17 protein-coding genes are annotated in these 17,513 nt (G+C 28.9%); 16 read left to right on the top strand and 1 reads right to left on the bottom strand.

Annotated features, from left to right (window positions below; genetic code table 11):
- The first annotated feature begins 175 nt into the window (after positions 1 to 175).
- From ACN6I1_RS07450 to ACN6I1_RS07410, 9 genes are all read left to right on the top strand, one after another.
- Positions 176 to 358 (top strand): hypothetical protein, encoded by a 183-nt coding sequence (locus ACN6I1_RS07450; RefSeq protein ID WP_021433114.1) that lies wholly within the window; start codon positions 176 to 178, stop codon positions 356 to 358.
- Positions 359 to 381: 23 nt separating this feature from the next.
- Positions 382 to 543 carry a hypothetical protein gene (locus ACN6I1_RS07445; protein ID WP_021431304.1) on the top strand — a complete coding sequence of 54 codons (162 nt, stop codon included), beginning with the start codon at positions 382 to 384 and terminating at the stop codon, positions 541 to 543.
- A 242-nt stretch (positions 544 to 785) separates the two neighbouring features.
- Complete coding sequence (locus ACN6I1_RS07440) at positions 786 to 2,135, top strand: uracil-xanthine permease family protein (RefSeq protein ID WP_220797480.1); 1,350 nt, start codon at positions 786 to 788, stop codon at positions 2,133 to 2,135.
- A gap of 86 nt (positions 2,136 to 2,221) precedes the next feature.
- Positions 2,222 to 3,457 (top strand): cation:proton antiporter, encoded by a 1,236-nt coding sequence (locus tag ACN6I1_RS07435; RefSeq protein WP_419741444.1) that lies wholly within the window; start codon positions 2,222 to 2,224, stop codon positions 3,455 to 3,457.
- 174 nt (positions 3,458 to 3,631) lie between these two features.
- Positions 3,632 to 4,423, top strand: coding sequence for an FAD binding domain-containing protein (locus ACN6I1_RS07430; RefSeq protein ID WP_419741443.1), 792 nt, complete (start codon positions 3,632 to 3,634; stop codon positions 4,421 to 4,423).
- The gene (locus tag ACN6I1_RS07425; protein WP_419741442.1) at positions 4,417 to 4,866 is read left to right on the top strand and encodes a (2Fe-2S)-binding protein; all 450 of its coding nucleotides are present in this window, start codon (positions 4,417 to 4,419) and stop codon (positions 4,864 to 4,866) included. Before ACN6I1_RS07430 ends, ACN6I1_RS07425 begins: the two co-directional genes overlap by 7 nt.
- Before the next feature lie 3 nt (positions 4,867 to 4,869).
- A complete protein-coding gene (locus ACN6I1_RS07420) occupies positions 4,870 to 7,134 on the top strand; it encodes a xanthine dehydrogenase family protein molybdopterin-binding subunit (RefSeq protein ID WP_419743298.1) in 2,265 nt (754 codons plus the stop codon).
- A 119-nt stretch (positions 7,135 to 7,253) separates the two neighbouring features.
- On the top strand, positions 7,254 to 8,060 hold the full coding sequence (locus ACN6I1_RS07415; RefSeq protein WP_419741441.1) for an aminoglycoside N(3)-acetyltransferase: 807 nt from the start codon (positions 7,254 to 7,256) through the stop codon (positions 8,058 to 8,060).
- A 78-nt stretch (positions 8,061 to 8,138) separates the two neighbouring features.
- A complete protein-coding gene (locus tag ACN6I1_RS07410) occupies positions 8,139 to 8,432 on the top strand; it encodes a hypothetical protein (protein ID WP_247011127.1) in 294 nt (97 codons plus the stop codon).
- Between the two features lie 54 nt (positions 8,433 to 8,486).
- Here ACN6I1_RS07410 and ACN6I1_RS07405 read toward each other — a convergent pair whose 3' ends face one another.
- A complete protein-coding gene (locus ACN6I1_RS07405; RefSeq protein WP_220797475.1) occupies positions 8,487 to 9,332 on the bottom strand; it encodes a sulfurtransferase in 846 nt (281 codons plus the stop codon).
- Positions 9,333 to 9,577: 245 nt separating this feature from the next.
- Here ACN6I1_RS07405 and ACN6I1_RS07400 point away from each other — a divergent pair, with 245 nt between their 5' ends.
- From ACN6I1_RS07400 to ACN6I1_RS07370, 7 genes are all read left to right on the top strand, one after another.
- Complete coding sequence (locus ACN6I1_RS07400) at positions 9,578 to 10,771, top strand: pyridoxal phosphate-dependent aminotransferase (protein ID WP_021431419.1); 1,194 nt, start codon at positions 9,578 to 9,580, stop codon at positions 10,769 to 10,771.
- Between the two features lie 201 nt (positions 10,772 to 10,972).
- Positions 10,973 to 12,139, top strand: coding sequence for a MalY/PatB family protein (locus ACN6I1_RS07395; RefSeq protein ID WP_419741440.1), 1,167 nt, complete (start codon positions 10,973 to 10,975; stop codon positions 12,137 to 12,139).
- A gap of 15 nt (positions 12,140 to 12,154) precedes the next feature.
- Positions 12,155 to 12,865: a selenium cofactor biosynthesis protein YqeC gene (yqeC, locus tag ACN6I1_RS07390; RefSeq protein ID WP_419741439.1), complete on the top strand. Its 711-nt coding sequence runs from the start codon at positions 12,155 to 12,157 to the stop codon at positions 12,863 to 12,865.
- Position 12,866: 1 nt separating this feature from the next.
- A complete protein-coding gene (gene mocA, locus ACN6I1_RS07385; RefSeq protein WP_419741438.1) occupies positions 12,867 to 13,442 on the top strand; it encodes a molybdenum cofactor cytidylyltransferase in 576 nt (191 codons plus the stop codon).
- 10 nt (positions 13,443 to 13,452) lie between these two features.
- Positions 13,453 to 14,469, top strand: coding sequence for a molybdopterin-binding protein (locus tag ACN6I1_RS07380; RefSeq protein ID WP_142729689.1), 1,017 nt, complete (start codon positions 13,453 to 13,455; stop codon positions 14,467 to 14,469).
- Between the two features lie 175 nt (positions 14,470 to 14,644).
- Positions 14,645 to 16,273, top strand: a complete 1,629-nt coding sequence (locus ACN6I1_RS07375; RefSeq protein WP_419741437.1) for an ABC-F family ATP-binding cassette domain-containing protein — start codon at positions 14,645 to 14,647, stop codon at positions 16,271 to 16,273.
- 381 nt (positions 16,274 to 16,654) lie between these two features.
- On the top strand, positions 16,655 to 17,164 hold the full coding sequence (locus tag ACN6I1_RS07370; protein WP_021431401.1) for a hypothetical protein: 510 nt from the start codon (positions 16,655 to 16,657) through the stop codon (positions 17,162 to 17,164).
- Positions 17,165 to 17,513 lie beyond the last annotated feature (349 nt).

Raw genomic sequence — 17,513 nt, 5'->3', positions numbered from 1 at the left:
TTATGGAACTTAGTTATATCAACATTGTAATTTATAGCTTAAAAAAGTTTTCTGAGTAACTGACGAAGTTGTGACGACGCAAGCTAAGTAAATTTTTTATAGAAAAAATTATAAGTTTAAAATAAATGTTATATGGACATTCTAGTATTAAACGATATTAAAGGAAGGTAAAATTATGTCTAATAAAAAAAATACTAATAAAGATAAAAATAATTTAGATAACAATAAAGAAATAAAAGACTTATTAAAAGAAAATGATAATAAAGAGGAAATTGCTGAAGAAATTTCTCAAAATAAAAAAATAGCAGATATATTAGGGAATAGATTAGCAAATAAGAATTTTTTCCCTCCATGCTAAAATAATCTTAAGGAGTGAAGCATATGACTGAAAATAGATTTAAAAATGGACAATATGAAAATGCTTTACAATATACAAAAGAGATATTAAATACAAGCTTATCTATGAATGACATAATAAGTAAGAACAATACAAGTGATGAAAAACATGAAAAAGATAAGGACCATAAAGATAATAATAAATAATAAAAAAGCTTATGTATTAAAATACATAAGCTTTTTTATTATTATATTACTAAATTTTAATGATAGAAATTATATTAATTATTTTATAGTTAGAAATACGTACTATTTTTTAAAAAAAATAATAAAAATTCGGATTTTAGGTTGATAAAACTTTTAAATCTGATATAATCAAAATATAAACACGAATATTAAATCGAATTTAGATTATAATATACCGACTATTAAGGGGGAGAAAATTTTTTATGAATGAAAAAAATTCAGTGATTTATCAGTTAAATGGAAGGCCTAAACTTAAAGAGGCTATACCATTAGGACTTCAACATGTACTTGCAATGTTTGTAGGAAATGTTACTCCATTAATTATTATTTCAGGAGCATTAGGGCTAAGTTTAGATGATAAAACTATGTTAGTTCAATGTGCAATGTTAGTGTCTGGGCTAGTAACATTAGTTCAGTGTTATAAACTAGGACCATTTGGAGCTAAATTACCTATAGTTATGGGAACAAGTTTTGGATTTGTATCTGTTGCAACAGCAGTAGGAGCTAAGTATGGATATGAAGGTGTTTTAGGAGCGTGTTTAGCTGGTAGTTTAATTGAAATTGTATTTGGTACATATATAAGTAGAATAAGAAAGTTCTTCCCTCCAGTAGTTACAGGGACTGTAGTTTTAGCAATTGGAATTTCATTACTTCCAACAGGTATTAACTATTTCGCAGGTGGAATAGGAGCAAGTGATTTTGGATCATTATCAAATTTATTATTAGGAAGTATAGTGTTAGTAACTGTTTTATTTTGTAAACAATACACTAAAGGAATAACTAGTATAGCTTCGATTTTAATAGGACTTATAGTAGGATATATAGTAGCTATACCTATGGGTAAAATAGATTTTTCTCAACTTTCAAGCATGGCAATGATTTCTATTCCTATGCCTTTCCAATTTGGATTTGAATTTCATATAGATGCAATATTTGCATTTGTATGTATGTTTATAGTTTCTGGAGTTGAAACTGTTGGGGATATAACAGCTATTACACATTCAGGAGTAGGACGTGATGCTACAGATGAGGAAATATCAGGTGGAGTTATGGCCGATGGATTTGGAAGTGCTATTGCAGCATTATTTAACTCAATGCCAACTACTTCATTTGGGCAAAATGTAGGGCTTATAGCGATGACTAAAGTAATAAATAGAAATGTAGTTGGGATAGGAGCTGGATTTTTAATATTAGCAGCTATCTTCCCTAAATTTGGAGCATTAATATCTCTAATGCCAGCTAGTGTATTAGGAGGAGCTAGTGTAATGATGTTTGCAATGATTGCGGTAAGTGGGATAAAACTTATAACATCAGAACCTTTAAATAATAGAAATAGTACAATAGTTGCAGTTGCATTAGGTCTTGGAGTAGGATTAACATTAGTTCCAGGTGTTTTATCTCAAATGCCAGAGCCTATACAATTAATATTTGGGGATTCAGGACTAATAGTAGTTGCTATAATAGCTATATTCTTAAATATGGTGTTACCACAAGAAAAATCCGAGGTAAACAATAAAATAGAAGTTGGTAATTCGAGTACACAAGCTTCATAAATATAGATTAGTAAAATTAAAACAAGTGAACCTCCTAAAAATTATTTCATATTATTTAATTAGAAATAGATTTTAGGAGGTTTTTTATGGAAACATCAATTCACACAATAGCTAGTAATAATTTACTAATACTATTTGCTATAGTTGCTATAACAGGGATATTATGTAGTAAGCTAAGTGAGAGAATAAATATTCCTGATGTTGTATTATTTTTGATTGCTGGGATAATTATTGGACCATCATTTTTTAAGTTTATTGATATAAGTTCATATCAAATTGAAAATCAATTAATTTTAACTTTTGGATCAGCATTTATACTTTACTTAGGTGGAAAAGAGATAAGTTTGAAAGTTTTAAAAAATGTTAAAGTTACGGTATTACTATTATCAACATTAGGTGTTTTAGTATCAGCATTTATAATGAAACAAATAATTGGATTATCATTTGAAATAAGTTCAATTTCAGCATTACTTGCAGGTGCTATAATAGCATCTACAGATCCTGCAACATTAGTGCCTATTTTTAATAGTGTAAAAATTAAAGATAAGGTAAAACAAACTGTAATAAGTGAGTCAGCATTTAATGATGCAACAGGAGCTATTTTAACTTCAGCAGTAATAACTATAATTTTATCAGGTAAATTTTCGTTTCAAGAAAATATTTATAATTTAAGCATAATGATTATTCTTGGAGTTATAGTAGGTGTAATTACTGGAATTTTACTATTAAAATTAATAAGTGATAAGCCTTATGGAGTATTAAGGGAATTTGCACCTATAGTATCTGTTTTATCAGTTATAATCTCCTATGAAGTAGCTACTAAATTAGGTGGCAGTGGATATATGGCATGTTTCATAGTGGGAATTATAAATGGAAATAAGAAAAATTTTAAAATTTGGTTAACTCAAAGATCATACGATACTGATCTAAATGTTGTAGAAACTTTAGGAACAGTATGTAGAATGATGATATTTATAATTTTAGGAAGCCAAGTTAATTTACATGTTTTAATGAAATATTTATTACCGTCATTACTTGTTGTTGGAGGACTTATTTTTGTAGCAAGACCAATTAGTGTACTTATATGCACAATATTTGATAAAAAAGCTAAATGGTCTAGAAATGAAATTCTTTTTATGATGTGGGTAAGAGAAACGGGAGTAATTCCAGCTGCTCTTTGCGGTATAATTACAACTATGAAAATACCTGGTTATGAAATTATTTCTTCAATTGTATTTATGACAATACTTATAACTTTGATAATTCAGGGAAGTACAACTAAATATATAGCTGGAAAATTAGGATTATTAGAAGAAGAATAACATATAATTTACTATTAGGTTAATTTAGGTATAAAAATTTAAATGGATTTTTATACCTAAATTTAAGGAATAATTAAATTATTTTAATAAAAGTAAAACAATAAAGTGTGATATAATTAAAAAAATTATATAGATTAATAAAATAACTTGCATAATTAAAGAGGGAGGAACAGTATGTTTACACTTACTGATATAGTACAGCCAAACACATTAGAAGAAGCATACTCAATATTGACTAAGAGGAAAAATAATCAAATTCTTGGAGGTACAGCATTTCTAAGAATGGGGAAAAAAAGAATAGGTACAGGAATTGAACTTTCCAACCTTAATTTAGATTATATAAAAGAAGATGACAATTTTATAGAAATTGGAGCTATGACGACTTTAAGAAGTTTAGAAACTAACGATATTATAAAAAATAATTTTAAAATATTAACTGATTCAGTTAGAGATATAATAGGGGTTCAATTTAGAAATGTAGTTACAGTTGGAGGTAGCGTATTTTCAAAATATGGATTTTCTGATTTAATAGTAGCGCTTCTTTGTTTAGATACAGAAGTAGAAACGTTTAAAGGTGGAAGAATAAGTTTAGATGAGTTTTTAAATAAGAATTATGAAAAAGACATATTAACTAAAATATATATAAATAAAAATAATAAAAATGCAGTTTATAAGTCTATGAGAAATGCTAAAAGTGATTATCCAATACTAAATGTATCTGTATCTAAATTAGATAATGAATTTAAGATATGTATAGGCGCAAGACCTCAAAGAGCAAAAGTAGCTATAGAAGCTAGTCAATTTTTATCTAATAATCAATTAAATGATGAAAATATAGAAAAAGCTATAGATTTAATAAAAAATGATATTGAATTTGGAACAAATATGAGAGCATCTAAAGAATATAGAGAACAAATAAGCAAAGTATTAGTCAAAAGAGCAATCATGGAGGTTACAAAATGTTAGTAGAACTTAATGTAAATGGGAAAAAGAGAAAAGTTGATATAGAGCCAGAAGAATATTTAGTAGATAGCTTAAGAAAATTAGGAAATTTAAGTGTTAAAAGAGGCTGTGACACAGGATGTTGTGGGCTTTGCTCTGTATGGATAAATAAAAGACCTACATTATCATGTGCAACTTTAACAGTTAGAGCATTAAATAAAGAAATTACAACTATAGAAGGCTTAGAAAAAGAAGCTAGTGAATTTGCAAAAATATTAGTTAACGAAGGTGCGGAACAATGTGGATTCTGCTCTCCTGGATTTATAATGACAGTTATAGCTATGAAAGAAGAATTAAGTAATCCTACAGAAGAGGAGATAATACACTATCTAACTGGTAATTTATGCAGATGTACAGGATATATGGGACAATTAAGAGCAATCAAAAGTTATCTGGGGGTAAAATAAATGATGAAAATAGTTGGAAAAGGAATACATAAAATAGATGGAATGTCTATAGCTACAGGTAAGCCTGTATATACTGATGATTTAGCAGCAAAAGATGCACTAGTTGTTAAAATTTTAAGAAGTCCTCATGCTTATGCAAAGATAAAAAATATTGATACGTCTAGGGCTTTAATGGTTGATGGTGTAGAGTGTGTATTAACCTATAAAGATGTACCTAACAATAGATTTACACTAGCTGGACAATCATACCCAGAACCATCACCATATGATAGATTGATACTTGAAGATATAGTTAGATATGCTGGCGATGAAGTAGCTATAATTGCAGCTATAGATGAAAAAACTGCAGTAAAAGCTATGAAAATGATAAAAGTTGAATATGAAGTTTTAAAGCCTATAATAGATATGGAAGATGCAATTGACAATGAAATGTTAGTTCATGATGAAGACAGACACTGCAATTTTGACATAGGCATGGAAAGAGAAAGAAATATAGTATCAAAACATTTGTATGAAAAGGGAAATATAGAAGAAGAATTTGAAAAGTGTGATGTTGTAATCGAAGAAACATATTATACACAAGCTCAAGCGCATGCAATGATGGAAACGTATAGAGCATACAACTATTTAGACCATACAGGTAGATTAGTTGTAGTAAGTTCTACACAAATTCCATTTCATGTAAGAAGACACTTATCAAGAGCATTGAATATACCTTCAAGTAAAATAAGAGTTATAAAGCCTAGAATCGGCGGAGGATTTGGAGGAAAACAAACTGCATGTGTTGAAATATTCTCTGCAATTGTAACTTTAAAAACAGGAAAACCTGCAAAAATAATTTATGATAGAAAAGAAACATTTAACTGTTCTACAAGTAGACATGCAATGAAACTAGATGTAAAGATTGGAGCAACAAAAGACGGAATAATAAAAGTTATAGATATAGATGCTTTATCTGATACGGGAGCATATGGAGAACATGCTTCAACAACTTTTGGGCTAGTAGGAGAAAAAACTATGCCTATGTACAATAAGCTTACAGCATCTAGATTCAAAGGAAATGTAGTATATACAAATAAAATGCCAGCTGGAGCGCTTAGAGGGTATGGGGCTACACAAGGGTGTTTTGCAGTAGAATCAACTATAAACATGTTAGCACATAAATTAAATATGGATCCTACAGAAATAAGACTTAAAAATATAGTAAAAGAAGGAGAAACTAGCTTTGCTTATGATAAAACTTTAAATAGTGTAGATTTAGTAAAATGTATAAATAAAGGTAAAGAACTTATAAAATGGGATGAAAAATATCCTTCGAAAAAATTAGAAAATGGAAAAGTTAGAAGTATTGGAATGGGACTTACTATGCAAGGATCAGGTATAGCAGGTATTGATACAGCTAGTGTGGAAATAAAATTAAATGATGATGGCAATTACACATTAATGGTAGGGTCTACAGATATGGGAACTGGAAGTGACACTATATTAGCACAAATGGCATGTGAAATATTAGAAACTACAATGGATAAAATTACTGTTATATCAGCTGACACTGATGTAGTACCATATGATCCGGGATCTTATGCATCATCTACAACTTATGTCACAGGAATGGCTGTTGTTAAAGCTTCCAACATACTTCGTGACAAGATAATAGATATAGGGGCTAAGAGACTGGGAATAGACAAAGAATATACTGAATTTGACGGTGAGTATGTATATAGTGAGCACAATAGAATATCAGTATTTGATATAGCGGTTGATTTTACAGTTGGACCAGAAAAAGAACAGTTAGTAGGCTATGCATCTCATGGTAGCGAAGTATCACCTCCTCCATTTATAGCTGGGTTTGTTGAAACAGAGATGGATTTAGAAACAGGTAAATATGAAGTTATTGATTATGTTGCTGTTGTAGATTGTGGTACTGTTATAAATAAAAACTTAGCAAAGATACAGGTTGAAGGTGGTATAGTTCAAGGTATAGGAATGGCTATGTTTGAAGAGGTTAGACATACAGATGACGGACATATGGATACAAATACATTTATGCAATACAAAATACCTGCTAGATGTGATGTCGGAAATGTCATTGTAGATTTTGTAGAAACTAATGAACCAACAGGTCCATTTGGAGCTAAATCAGTAGGAGAAGTTGTTATAAACACACCTCTACCAGCTATACAAGAATCTGTATATAATGCTTGTGGAGTTAGAGTTAACACGCTTCCTATAACACCTGAGAAAGTATTTATGGAAATGAATAAATAAAAGTTAGGATAATTATCCTAACTTTTTTTATTGATTATATAAAATTAACTATATATTAAAAGGTTTGAAATTGTTTTTATCGAATTTATAATAAATTGAAAATTTAAATGAGGGATATTATGAGTAATGAAGAGAATATAATTAAAACAAGTGTAAAAATAAATACAAAAACAAGTTTACTTAAAGATCTAAAAGCGATGGGAGTTAAAAACGGGATGACTATTATAGTACACTCATCTCTAAGTTCGATTGGATGGGTTTGTGGAGGCCCTATATCTGTTATAGATGCTCTTTTAGAGGCTGTAGGAGAAAATGGCAATATAGTTATGCCTAGTCATACTGGAGACTATTCTGACCCTGGGTATTGGTGCAATCCTCCTGTTCCTGAAAGTTGGCATGAAATTATAAAAAATGAAATGCCTGCTTTTAATAAATTAACAACTCCATGTAGAGGAATGGGAATAATAGCACAAACTTTTATAAGTTATGAAGGAGTAACAAGAAGTAATCATCCGCAAGTTTCATTTAGTGCTTATGGAAAAGATAAAGAATTTATAACAAATAACCATAGTTTAGAATATGGATTATCAAAAAAATCACCATTAGCTAGAATTTATGATTTAGACGGGTATGTGTTACTTTTAGGAGTACCTTATGAAAATAACACATCATTTCATTTAAGTGAGTATAGAAGTAATTGTAGAGAAACATTTATATCAGGAGCACCTATACTAGAAAATGGAGTTAGAGTATGGAAAGAATTCAAAGATTTAGAAGTAGATTCTGATTGCTTTGGATATATTGGGGAAGTTTTTGAAAACAATCACAAGGTCATAAATTATAAAATAGGAAATGCTAATTGTAAATTGATGTCTCAGAGAGAGTGTGTAGATTTTGCTACGAAATTTTTATCTAGAACTAGTTGATGAAAATATGCAATATTAAGAAAATTGTGTTAATAATATGATATAATAGTATTATCAAGAAGAAAATGGGGGATATGTATGAAAAATTTAGACTTAAGCAAACTAAGTTTAGTAACAGATTTTAATTTAGTTAATAGCTTAATAGCTATGACACAAGTATACAAAGATATAGAGCCTAAAGATATACCAAGAATAGAGGAGTACATACAAAGTAAATTTACGGATCAAGAGTTGCTTGAAATTGGGATGGAGATAGTTAAAAATAAGGAAAATAAAATGAGTTTTGATGAAATAAAAGTTATAGCAGAAAAAAGATTAAATGAATACATGGATAAAAAAGAAGCTGAAAGAGAACTTGTTAAAAATGTATAAATAAAAATAAAAAGGATGATTTCAATAAAACTTGAAACATCCTTTTTATTTTTATTATTGAACTGTAGTATTTACATCATTATCATCATAGCTTACCCAATCACTAAAACTTCCAGAGTAAACTTTATGCTTTATTCCACTTTCGCTAAGTGCTAAACTGTTAGGACAAGCAGTTATACCAGATCCGCAATAAACTATAACCTCGTCAAATTCATTCAACTTTTCAAAGTGTTTTTTTAAATCTTCTACAGATTTTATATTTACGCTATCACCATTTTTTTCTAATATATCCATCCAAAAATAATTCATCGCACTAGGAATATGACCAGCTTTTCTATCTACAGGTTCAAATTCACCTAGGTATCTTTTATGTTCTCTAGAGTCTATTATAGCAACCCCGTCTTTATATAATCTTTCTTTTACATAGTTCATATCAACTCTCATTGAATCATTTACATTAACTACAAACTCTCCATTTTTAGAAACTGTAGGAACTTCATTATTAGTATCTCCACCAATTTCAATGAATGCATTTATTCCACCGTCTAAAACATATACCTTATCATGGCCTAGATATTTTAAAGTCCACCATAGTCTAGATGGACCAGCTAAATCACCTTCATCATAGCAAACAACTACTGAATCATTATTTATACCTAAGTTTTCAAAAGTGCTTTTTAATTCGTCTACAGTAGGAAGTGGATGTCTACCTCCATGTTCTTGAACTTTACTAGATAACTCAGTTTCTATATCAATTCTAACTGCACCTTTTATATGATTTTTTTCATAACTTTTTTTACCATATTCTTTATCCATTAAGTCAAATCTACAATCGACAATAACTAGATTTTCATTATTTAAATTTTCTTTTAACCATTTAGCATTAACTAAGTTTGTCATAAACACCCTCCAAAATATTAAAATTTATGTAATTGTTTTCACAACTTATGTAAATAATATATACTTAGATTGAGTAATTTTCAATAGTTTATGAAATTTACTTAAAATACAGAAAATAATAACTTTTTAATATCTGAAAAAAACGTTTAACTAATTTGTTTTAATATGTTAGAATATGGGTAAAGAAGAAATATTGTATACCACATACATCAATATAATTAAAGGGACAATTAGGAGGCAAAAATATGAAATTTTCTTCAAGAATAAAATCAGTAGAAGCTTCAACTATAATGGAGCTATTAACTTATGCAGCACAAGCTAAAAAACAAGGGAAAAAAGTATATCATTTAAATATAGGACAACCAGATATTAAAACTCCGGAAAACTTTTTCGAGGCAATAGCTAACAACAAAGAAGAAGTTTTAGAGTACGCTTTATCAGAAGGTTTACATGAACTTAGAGAAGCAATACAAAAATACTACAGAGAATATGATATAAACTTTGATTTAGAAGATATATTAATATTAAACGGTGGTAGTGAAGCTTTATTCTTTACAATGTTAACTATATGTAATGAAGGGGACAATATATTAGTACCTGAACCATTCTATTCAAACTATAATAGTTTTGCAAATGCAGTTGGAGTTGAAATAAAGCCAATAACTACTTTTGCTGAAAACGGATTCCACTTACCTTCTAAAGAGGAAATCGTATCTAAGATAGATGGAAATACTCGTGCTATATTATTCTCAAATCCAGGAAACCCAAGTGGAGTAGTTTATACTAAAGAAGAAATAGACATGATATCTGATATAGCTAAAGAACATGAATTATGGATAATAGCAGATGAAGTTTATAGAGAGTTTGTATATGAGGGAGACTACACTAGTTTAGGAAATGTTAAAGAAGTAGAAGATAGAGTTATAATAGTAGACAGTGTATCTAAAAGATATAGTGCATGTGGATCTAGAATAGGTTCTTTAGCTTCTAAAAACAAAGAATTTATGGGTGAAATATTAAAACTTTGTCAAGCTAGATTATCAGTTCCTACATTAGAGCAAATTGGAGCAGTAGAACTTTACAAAACTCCAAATTCTTACTTAACAGAAGTAAATGAAGAGTATAGAGAAAGAAGAGATGTTTTATACAATGAGCTTGTAAAAGTTCCTGGTGTTATATGTAAAAAACCAACAGGAGCATTCTATATAGTAGCTAAGTTACCAGTTAAGAGTGCTGATGATTTTGTTAAATGGATGCTAAGCGATTTTGAAATCGATGGAGAGACAGTAATGCCTTGTCCTGCTGAAGGATTCTATAAGACTAAAGGTCTTGGAGTTGACGAGATAAGACTTGCTTATATATTAAATAAAGAAGACTTATCAAAAGCAGCTAAGATATTAAAAGAAGGATTAGAAGCTTACCTAAAATTAGATAGATAATAAATAAATGCAAAGAAAAGGCCTATACTAAAAGTATAGGTCTTTTTGATTTTATATATCTATTTGGTCTATAAATTTTCAAATAGAAAAAATACTATTAGCTGAGGAAAAACAATATATAAACTCTTATGAAACTTGAAAAACTTATAAGATTAATATAAAATTTAGAATATGCAAAATAAAATTTAGGGAGGGATTAGTATGTATAAAGATAGTTTTAATGAGGGAGTAAATAGACTTGGAACAAATGCCGTTAAATATGATAAATACAAAGAAAATTTCAACACAAATGAAGATGATATAATTCCTATGTGGATTGCAGACATGGATTTTAAAACTTGTGATGAAATAACTAAAGCATTACAAAATAAACTATCTACAGGGAATTTAGGATATGATACAGTTAATGGGTACTATGAATCTGTTGTAAAATGGATGAGAGATAGACATAATGTAGAGATAAATGTTGAAGATGTAGTATATACTCCAGGAGTTGTAACTGCTATAAACTTCTTACTGAAAATTTTAATAAAAGAAAATGATAAGGTATTAGTTCAATCTCCTGTTTACCATTCATTTTTTAGAGTATTAAATGAAAATAAATGTGATGTAGTTCAAAGTGAATTATTTATAAAAAATAATAGATATGAAATAGATTTTGATGAGTTTGAAAATAAAATAGCTACAGGTGTTAAAGTTCTTATACTATGCAATCCTCATAATCCAATAGGAAGGGTATGGACTAAAGAAGAACTAGAAAAAATAGTTGAAATATGTGAAAGTTATAAAGTGTTTATAATAAGTGATGAAATACATTCAGATTTAGTATTTAAGGGATATAAACATACTTCATTGACAACAGTAGCACCTTATTATAAAGACAATATAGTGACTTTAACAGCACCTAGCAAAACGTTTAACTTAGCTGGATTGTATGTTTCAAATGCTATTATAACTGATGAAAAATTAAGAAATAGATATAAAGAACTATTCAGTACAACTCCTAATGTTTTAGGTGCGGAGGCTTTAATTGCGGCATACAATAAAGGTGAAACATGGCTTGAAGAGTTACTTGAATATATAGAAAGTAACTACAACTATGTATTAAAATTTGCAAATGAAAATATACCTAAAATTAAAGTAATAAAACAAGAAGGAACATTCTTAACTTGGTTAGACTGTAGAGAATTAGGATTATCGGATGATGAGTTAGAAAGATTTTTCCTTGAGGAAGCTAAATTAGCACTAAGTAATGGAACAGCTTTTGGAAAAGGTGGAAGTGGGTTTATGAGAATGAACATAGGATGCCCGATATCTACGGTTAAAGAAGCTTTAGATAGGTTGAAAAATGCAGTAGATAATATGTAACTTTTGGAGGTAAGTATGCTAGAAAAATTACTAGAGATAAAGAAAAATGATGTTATAACAGTTGTTGGAGCTGGAGGTAAAACCTCTTTAATAACTTATTTAAGCAAACAGCTCTCTAGTGAATGTAGTGTTTTACTAACTACGACAACAAAAATATATATTCCAAAATCAAGTGACTATAACAATATTATACTAACTGATAAGAGTAATACCTTTATCTTGGATAAAGGTATTACTCTTTGTGGTAAATATATAAATGAAGAAAATAAAGTAGTTGGACTAAACTATAAGGAACTAGATGGATTTATAAATAAATTTGATATAAGTTTGATTGAAGGGGATGGATCAAAAAGAAAAAAATTAAAGGGATGGAGATATGATGAGCCTTTAGTTCATCCTAAGACAACTAAAAACATTGGGGTTTTAGATATAACTGCATACGATATGTATATAAATGATAAATACATACATAGATTAGATGAATTTTTAAAGATTTGTGGAAAAGTAGGAAATAGAATCACTTTAGAAAACCTTAAAAACATAGTGCTAAATATAAATGGATTATTTAAAAATTCAGTTGGAGAAAAAATCTTATTTATAAATAAAGTAGATAATGAAAAAAGGGAAGAATTAGCTGAGAAGCTTATTAGAATGATAAAAAAAGAAGATGAAAATATAAAAATAATATATGGAAGTTTAATCAAAAACTTTTATGAGGAAGGTTAATATGGTTAGTGCTATAGTAATGGCTTCTGGATTTTCCAAAAGAATGGGAAAAAATAAATTATTAATGGATTTCAATGGAAAGACAATAATAGAAAATACATTTGAAGCATTAGAAAAATGTGACTTTAAAGAAGTTATAGTGGTCAGTCAGTATGAAGAAGTTTTAAAAATTGCAAAAAAACATAAATTTAAATTTGTATTAAATTATAATGCGCAGATAGGTCAAAGTGAATCTATAAAGTTAGGTATAAAAAATATTGATAAATGTGATGGATATATGTTTTTTGTGGGAGATCAGCCATTAATAAATAATGATGACATAAAAGAACTTATTAATGAATTTGAAAGGAATAAAGAATATATAGTTATACCAAGATGTGAGGATAAAACTGGAAATCCAGTTATATTTCCAACATGTCTAAATAAAAATTTATTAAGTTTAAAAAATGATGAAAAAGGTAAAAAAGTTATTAATGAATATGATAAAATAAAGTATGTAAATGTAAGTAAATACACACTTTTAGATGTGGATACAAAATTAGATTATGAAAACTTAAAAAAATTAAAAGGCAACTAGGGGAGGGTATATGAAACAAATAAAAACAGTTGATGCCATAGGACATGTGTTATGTCATGATATAACACAAATAATACCTGGTGAATTTAAGGGAAGAGCATTTAAAAAAGGTCATGTAGTAAAAGAAGAAGATATAGAAAAACTTTTATCATTAGGAAAAGATCATCTATATGTATTTGAAACTACTGAAGGTATGGTGCATGAAAATGATGGAGCTATATTCTTAAAAGATTTAACTGCAGGCGAAAATTTAGAATTCAGTGAAATCAAAGAAGGAAAAATAGACTTTATATCTACAGTTGATGGTCTTTTGAAAATAGATATTGAAAGACTATTCAAGCTAAACTGTATTGATGATATAATGATGTCAACTTTACATAATAATTATAAAGTACATAAGGGTCTTAAAGTTGCAGGAACAAGAGTTATACCTTTAATGGTAGAGCAAGAGAAGCTAGATAAAGCTAAACTTGTTGTAGGAGACGAAAAATTAATAAAAGTTGTTCCATTTAAGAAAAAGAAAGTAGGAATAGTAACTACAGGTAATGAAGTTTATTACAAGAGAATTGTAGATAAATTTGGACCTATAATGAAAGATAAAATGGATTCTTATGGGTGCGAAGTATTAGGACAGATAGTTTGTCCAGATAACACGGAAATGATTAAAGATGCAATAGATAACTTTTTAAATCAAGGTGCAGATATTATACTTTGCACAGGGGGAATGAGTGTAGACCCAGATGACTTAACTCCGGCAGCTATAAAAATGTCTGGAGCTGAGATTGTAACATATGGTTCACCGATACTTCCTGGGGCTATGTTTTTACTAAGTTATAAAAAAGATACAGCGATTCTTGGGATACCAGGGTGCGCGATGTATGCGAAAACTACTGTTTTAGATGTTGTATTACCGAGAATTTTAATAGATGAGAAATTAACAAAAGAAGATATAGCAAGATATGGGCATGGAGGCCTTTGCATGAGCTGCGATATATGTACATATCCTGCTTGTAACTTTGCTAAATAGATATAAAACATAGAAAGGGCTCTTAAATAGATACCTTTCTATATTTTTTGTGTAATTTCAACTTATACAGAATAAACTTATTGATTCTATAGAGTTGACTAAGTTACAATTTTGTTATATCATTAGAAGAGTTGTAAAATTTTATAAATTTTAGTAGTAGAAAGGAAATATGCGAATGTTACAAGTTACTAATGTAGGACTTAGATTTGGTGATAAAGAGTTATTCAAAGATGTTAACTTAAAATTCACTAAAGGAAATTGTTACGGGATAATAGGAGCTAATGGTGCAGGAAAATCAACTTTCCTTAAAATATTAGCTGGTGATATAGAAGCAAATACTGGAAATGTATCTATAACTGAAAAAGAAAGAATGTCAGTTCTTAGACAGGACCACTTCAAATACGAAGAAAACACAGTTTTAGATGTTGTTATAATGGGACATGCTAGACTATACGAAATAATGAAAGAAAAAGATGAATTATACATGAAGCCAGACTTCTCAGAAGAAGATGGGATAAAAGCTGCTGAACTTGAAGGTGAATTTGCTGAACTTGATGGATGGGATGCAGAAACAACTGCAGAAAAATTATTAATGGGTCTTGGTATAGCTAAAGACGTACATTACAAGCAAATGAAGGAATTAACAGGTGGAGATAAAGTTAAGGTATTATTAGCTCAAGCTTTATTCGGTAAGCCAGAAATACTAATAATGGATGAGCCTACAAACCACTTAGACTTCCAATCAATAAACTGGTTAAACAACTTCATAATGGATTTAGAAGATTCTATAGTTATAGTTGTATCACATGATAGACACTTCTTAAACCAAATATGTACAAACATAGTTGACGTTGACTTTGGTAAAATACAAATGTATGTTGGTAACTATGACTTCTGGTATGAGTCAAGCCAATTAGCATTACAATTAGCTAAAGATCAAAACAAAAAAGCTGAAGAAAAAATAGCTCAATTAAAAGAGTTCATCGCAAGATTCAGTTCAAATGCTTCTAAAGCTAAACAAGCAACTTCTAGAAAGAAACAATTAGATAAGTTAGAAGTAGAAGATATACAACCATCAAGAAGAAGATATCCTTATGTAGGATTCACTCCTGAAAGAGAAATAGGAAACGAAGTTTTAGAAGTAAACAACTTAACTAAGACTGTAGATGGTGTTAAAGTATTAGACAACGTATCTTTTAGATTAGATAGAGAAGATAAAGTAGCATTCTTAGGAGATGAGATAGCTATAACTACATTATTCAACATAATAATGGGAGAAGATACAGCTGATAGTGGAGATTTCAAATGGGGAGTAACAACTTCTCAAAGTTACCTTCCTAAAAACCACAATAAATACTTTGATGGTGTAGAATACTCATTAGTTGACTGGTTAAGACAATACTCTGAAGAAAAGAGTGAAAGTTTCATAAGAGGATTCTTAGGTAGAATGTTATTCTCTGGAGAAGAAGCTTTAAAAGAAGCTCAAGTTTTATCTGGAGGAGAAAAAGTTAGATGTATGTTATCTAAGTTAATGTTATCAAACGCTAACGTTTTAGTATTAGATGATCCAACTAACCACTTAGACTTAGAATCTATAACTTCTGTAAATAAAGGTTTAGAGAAGTTCTCAGGAGTATTAGTATTTAACTCTCATGACCAAGAGATGATACAAACTCTTGCAAATAGAATAATAGAGATAACTCCTAACGGAATAATGGATAGAAAAACTACTCTTGATGAGTATTTAGATAATAAAGAAATACAAAAGCAATTAAAAGAAATGTACGGAGATACAAAGAAATAATTGCTAATGATTATTTAAAGGCACTTAATGTGTATTAGCTAGTATTAAAACTTAATAATATAGGTTTTGGAATACCTTTTATATTTGATAAAATGAAGAACGTCAATGTTCTACTTTTTCAAATATAGGAGGTATTTTTTTAGAATTGTTGTAAAATTATGGTATAATATTGGTTAAAAAATTATAGAAAGAGGTAATATTCCTGATTTTGTGATATACTGGTAATATGGTAGAACTTTCAAAACTGCAAAACATTCAATCAGAGTTGTTTCTATTCACAAGCCAATTAGGGGGGCTACTGGGAACAGAAACTGAAGGTTAATTTAAGTGGAGAGTAGTTCGCAGATAAAAAAATATTTAAAGAAAAAAGGGGGATTTAACTTGGCTAAAATTGTAATTAAACGTGAAATTTTAGAAATGATGCTTTATATTTGGGATTCAGTACATCAAAAGGAAAAGATAGCAGATTCATTTTTTATAGGACTAGCGGATGAAACTGATATGAAATATCTATATGATGAAGACTTTACAAAGGAATCTGTAAGAAAGGTACTTTCTGCAATTTCAAACAGAGAGCTTCTGAATAAACCAACAAAAAAAGAAAGTAGATACTGGAATAAACATATGTGGATGCTTGAAGATTTGGAATTTACAAATATGATGATAGCACCAGTAAAGCAGCTTAATTTAGACTATATGCAAGATAAATTAAGTAAGGAAGAATATGAGGTAATATTTATTCCAGGACATGTGGATGAATATTATATTGATGAAAATAAATTAATAATCAATTTCTTTAATATTACAGTAGATTTATTTGGGGAAGGTCCAGTAACAATAGCAGGAAAACCATTTAATGAATATATAGAAGAAAAGCTTCTTAGTATGTAATTAGGAGCGATAAACATTTAAAATAAATCTATTAAAAGTGTACATAATAAAAAAGATTACCTAAATACTCATAAGGTTATATTAGGTAATTAAATAATTAATATTTGTATAATCTATAGTATTTATATAATATGAAACAAGACCAGCAAATTTTGCTGGTCTTGTTTCATATTATATAAATACATTTATAAAGATGATTATAGAGTACTAGGGACAATCATAAAGGATTAATAATGTAGCGATAAATGAATGGGGGCTCATTACAAAATGTACTCTATTTTTAATTATTCGACAGTTAGCATCTTAATTATGTAAAAATATGGTATAATATTTACTGATTTAATATAGA

The organism is Paraclostridium dentum (assembly GCF_048568265.1).
GTDB lineage: Bacteria > Bacillota > Clostridia > Peptostreptococcales > Peptostreptococcaceae > Paraclostridium > Paraclostridium dentum.
This window is presented reverse-complemented; position numbering and strand designations above follow the sequence as displayed.

Coding starts and splice junctions, on each gene's coding strand:
- ACN6I1_RS07450 (WP_021433114.1), top strand. CDS start 176: ATGTCTAATAAAAAAAATACTAATAAAGATAAAAATAATTTAGATAAC.
- ACN6I1_RS07445 (WP_021431304.1), top strand. CDS start 382: ATGACTGAAAATAGATTTAAAAATGGACAATATGAAAATGCTTTACAA.
- ACN6I1_RS07440 (WP_220797480.1), top strand. CDS start 786: ATGAATGAAAAAAATTCAGTGATTTATCAGTTAAATGGAAGGCCTAAA.
- ACN6I1_RS07435 (WP_419741444.1), top strand. CDS start 2,222: ATGGAAACATCAATTCACACAATAGCTAGTAATAATTTACTAATACTA.
- ACN6I1_RS07430 (WP_419741443.1), top strand. CDS start 3,632: ATGTTTACACTTACTGATATAGTACAGCCAAACACATTAGAAGAAGCA.
- ACN6I1_RS07425 (WP_419741442.1), top strand. CDS start 4,417: ATGTTAGTAGAACTTAATGTAAATGGGAAAAAGAGAAAAGTTGATATA.
- ACN6I1_RS07420 (WP_419743298.1), top strand. CDS start 4,870: ATGAAAATAGTTGGAAAAGGAATACATAAAATAGATGGAATGTCTATA.
- ACN6I1_RS07415 (WP_419741441.1), top strand. CDS start 7,254: ATGAGTAATGAAGAGAATATAATTAAAACAAGTGTAAAAATAAATACA.
- ACN6I1_RS07410 (WP_247011127.1), top strand. CDS start 8,139: ATGAAAAATTTAGACTTAAGCAAACTAAGTTTAGTAACAGATTTTAAT.
- ACN6I1_RS07405 (WP_220797475.1), bottom strand. CDS start 9,332: ATGACAAACTTAGTTAATGCTAAATGGTTAAAAGAAAATTTAAATAAT.
- ACN6I1_RS07400 (WP_021431419.1), top strand. CDS start 9,578: ATGAAATTTTCTTCAAGAATAAAATCAGTAGAAGCTTCAACTATAATG.
- ACN6I1_RS07395 (WP_419741440.1), top strand. CDS start 10,973: ATGTATAAAGATAGTTTTAATGAGGGAGTAAATAGACTTGGAACAAAT.
- yqeC (WP_419741439.1), top strand. CDS start 12,155: ATGCTAGAAAAATTACTAGAGATAAAGAAAAATGATGTTATAACAGTT.
- mocA (WP_419741438.1), top strand. CDS start 12,867: ATGGTTAGTGCTATAGTAATGGCTTCTGGATTTTCCAAAAGAATGGGA.
- ACN6I1_RS07380 (WP_142729689.1), top strand. CDS start 13,453: ATGAAACAAATAAAAACAGTTGATGCCATAGGACATGTGTTATGTCAT.
- ACN6I1_RS07375 (WP_419741437.1), top strand. CDS start 14,645: ATGTTACAAGTTACTAATGTAGGACTTAGATTTGGTGATAAAGAGTTA.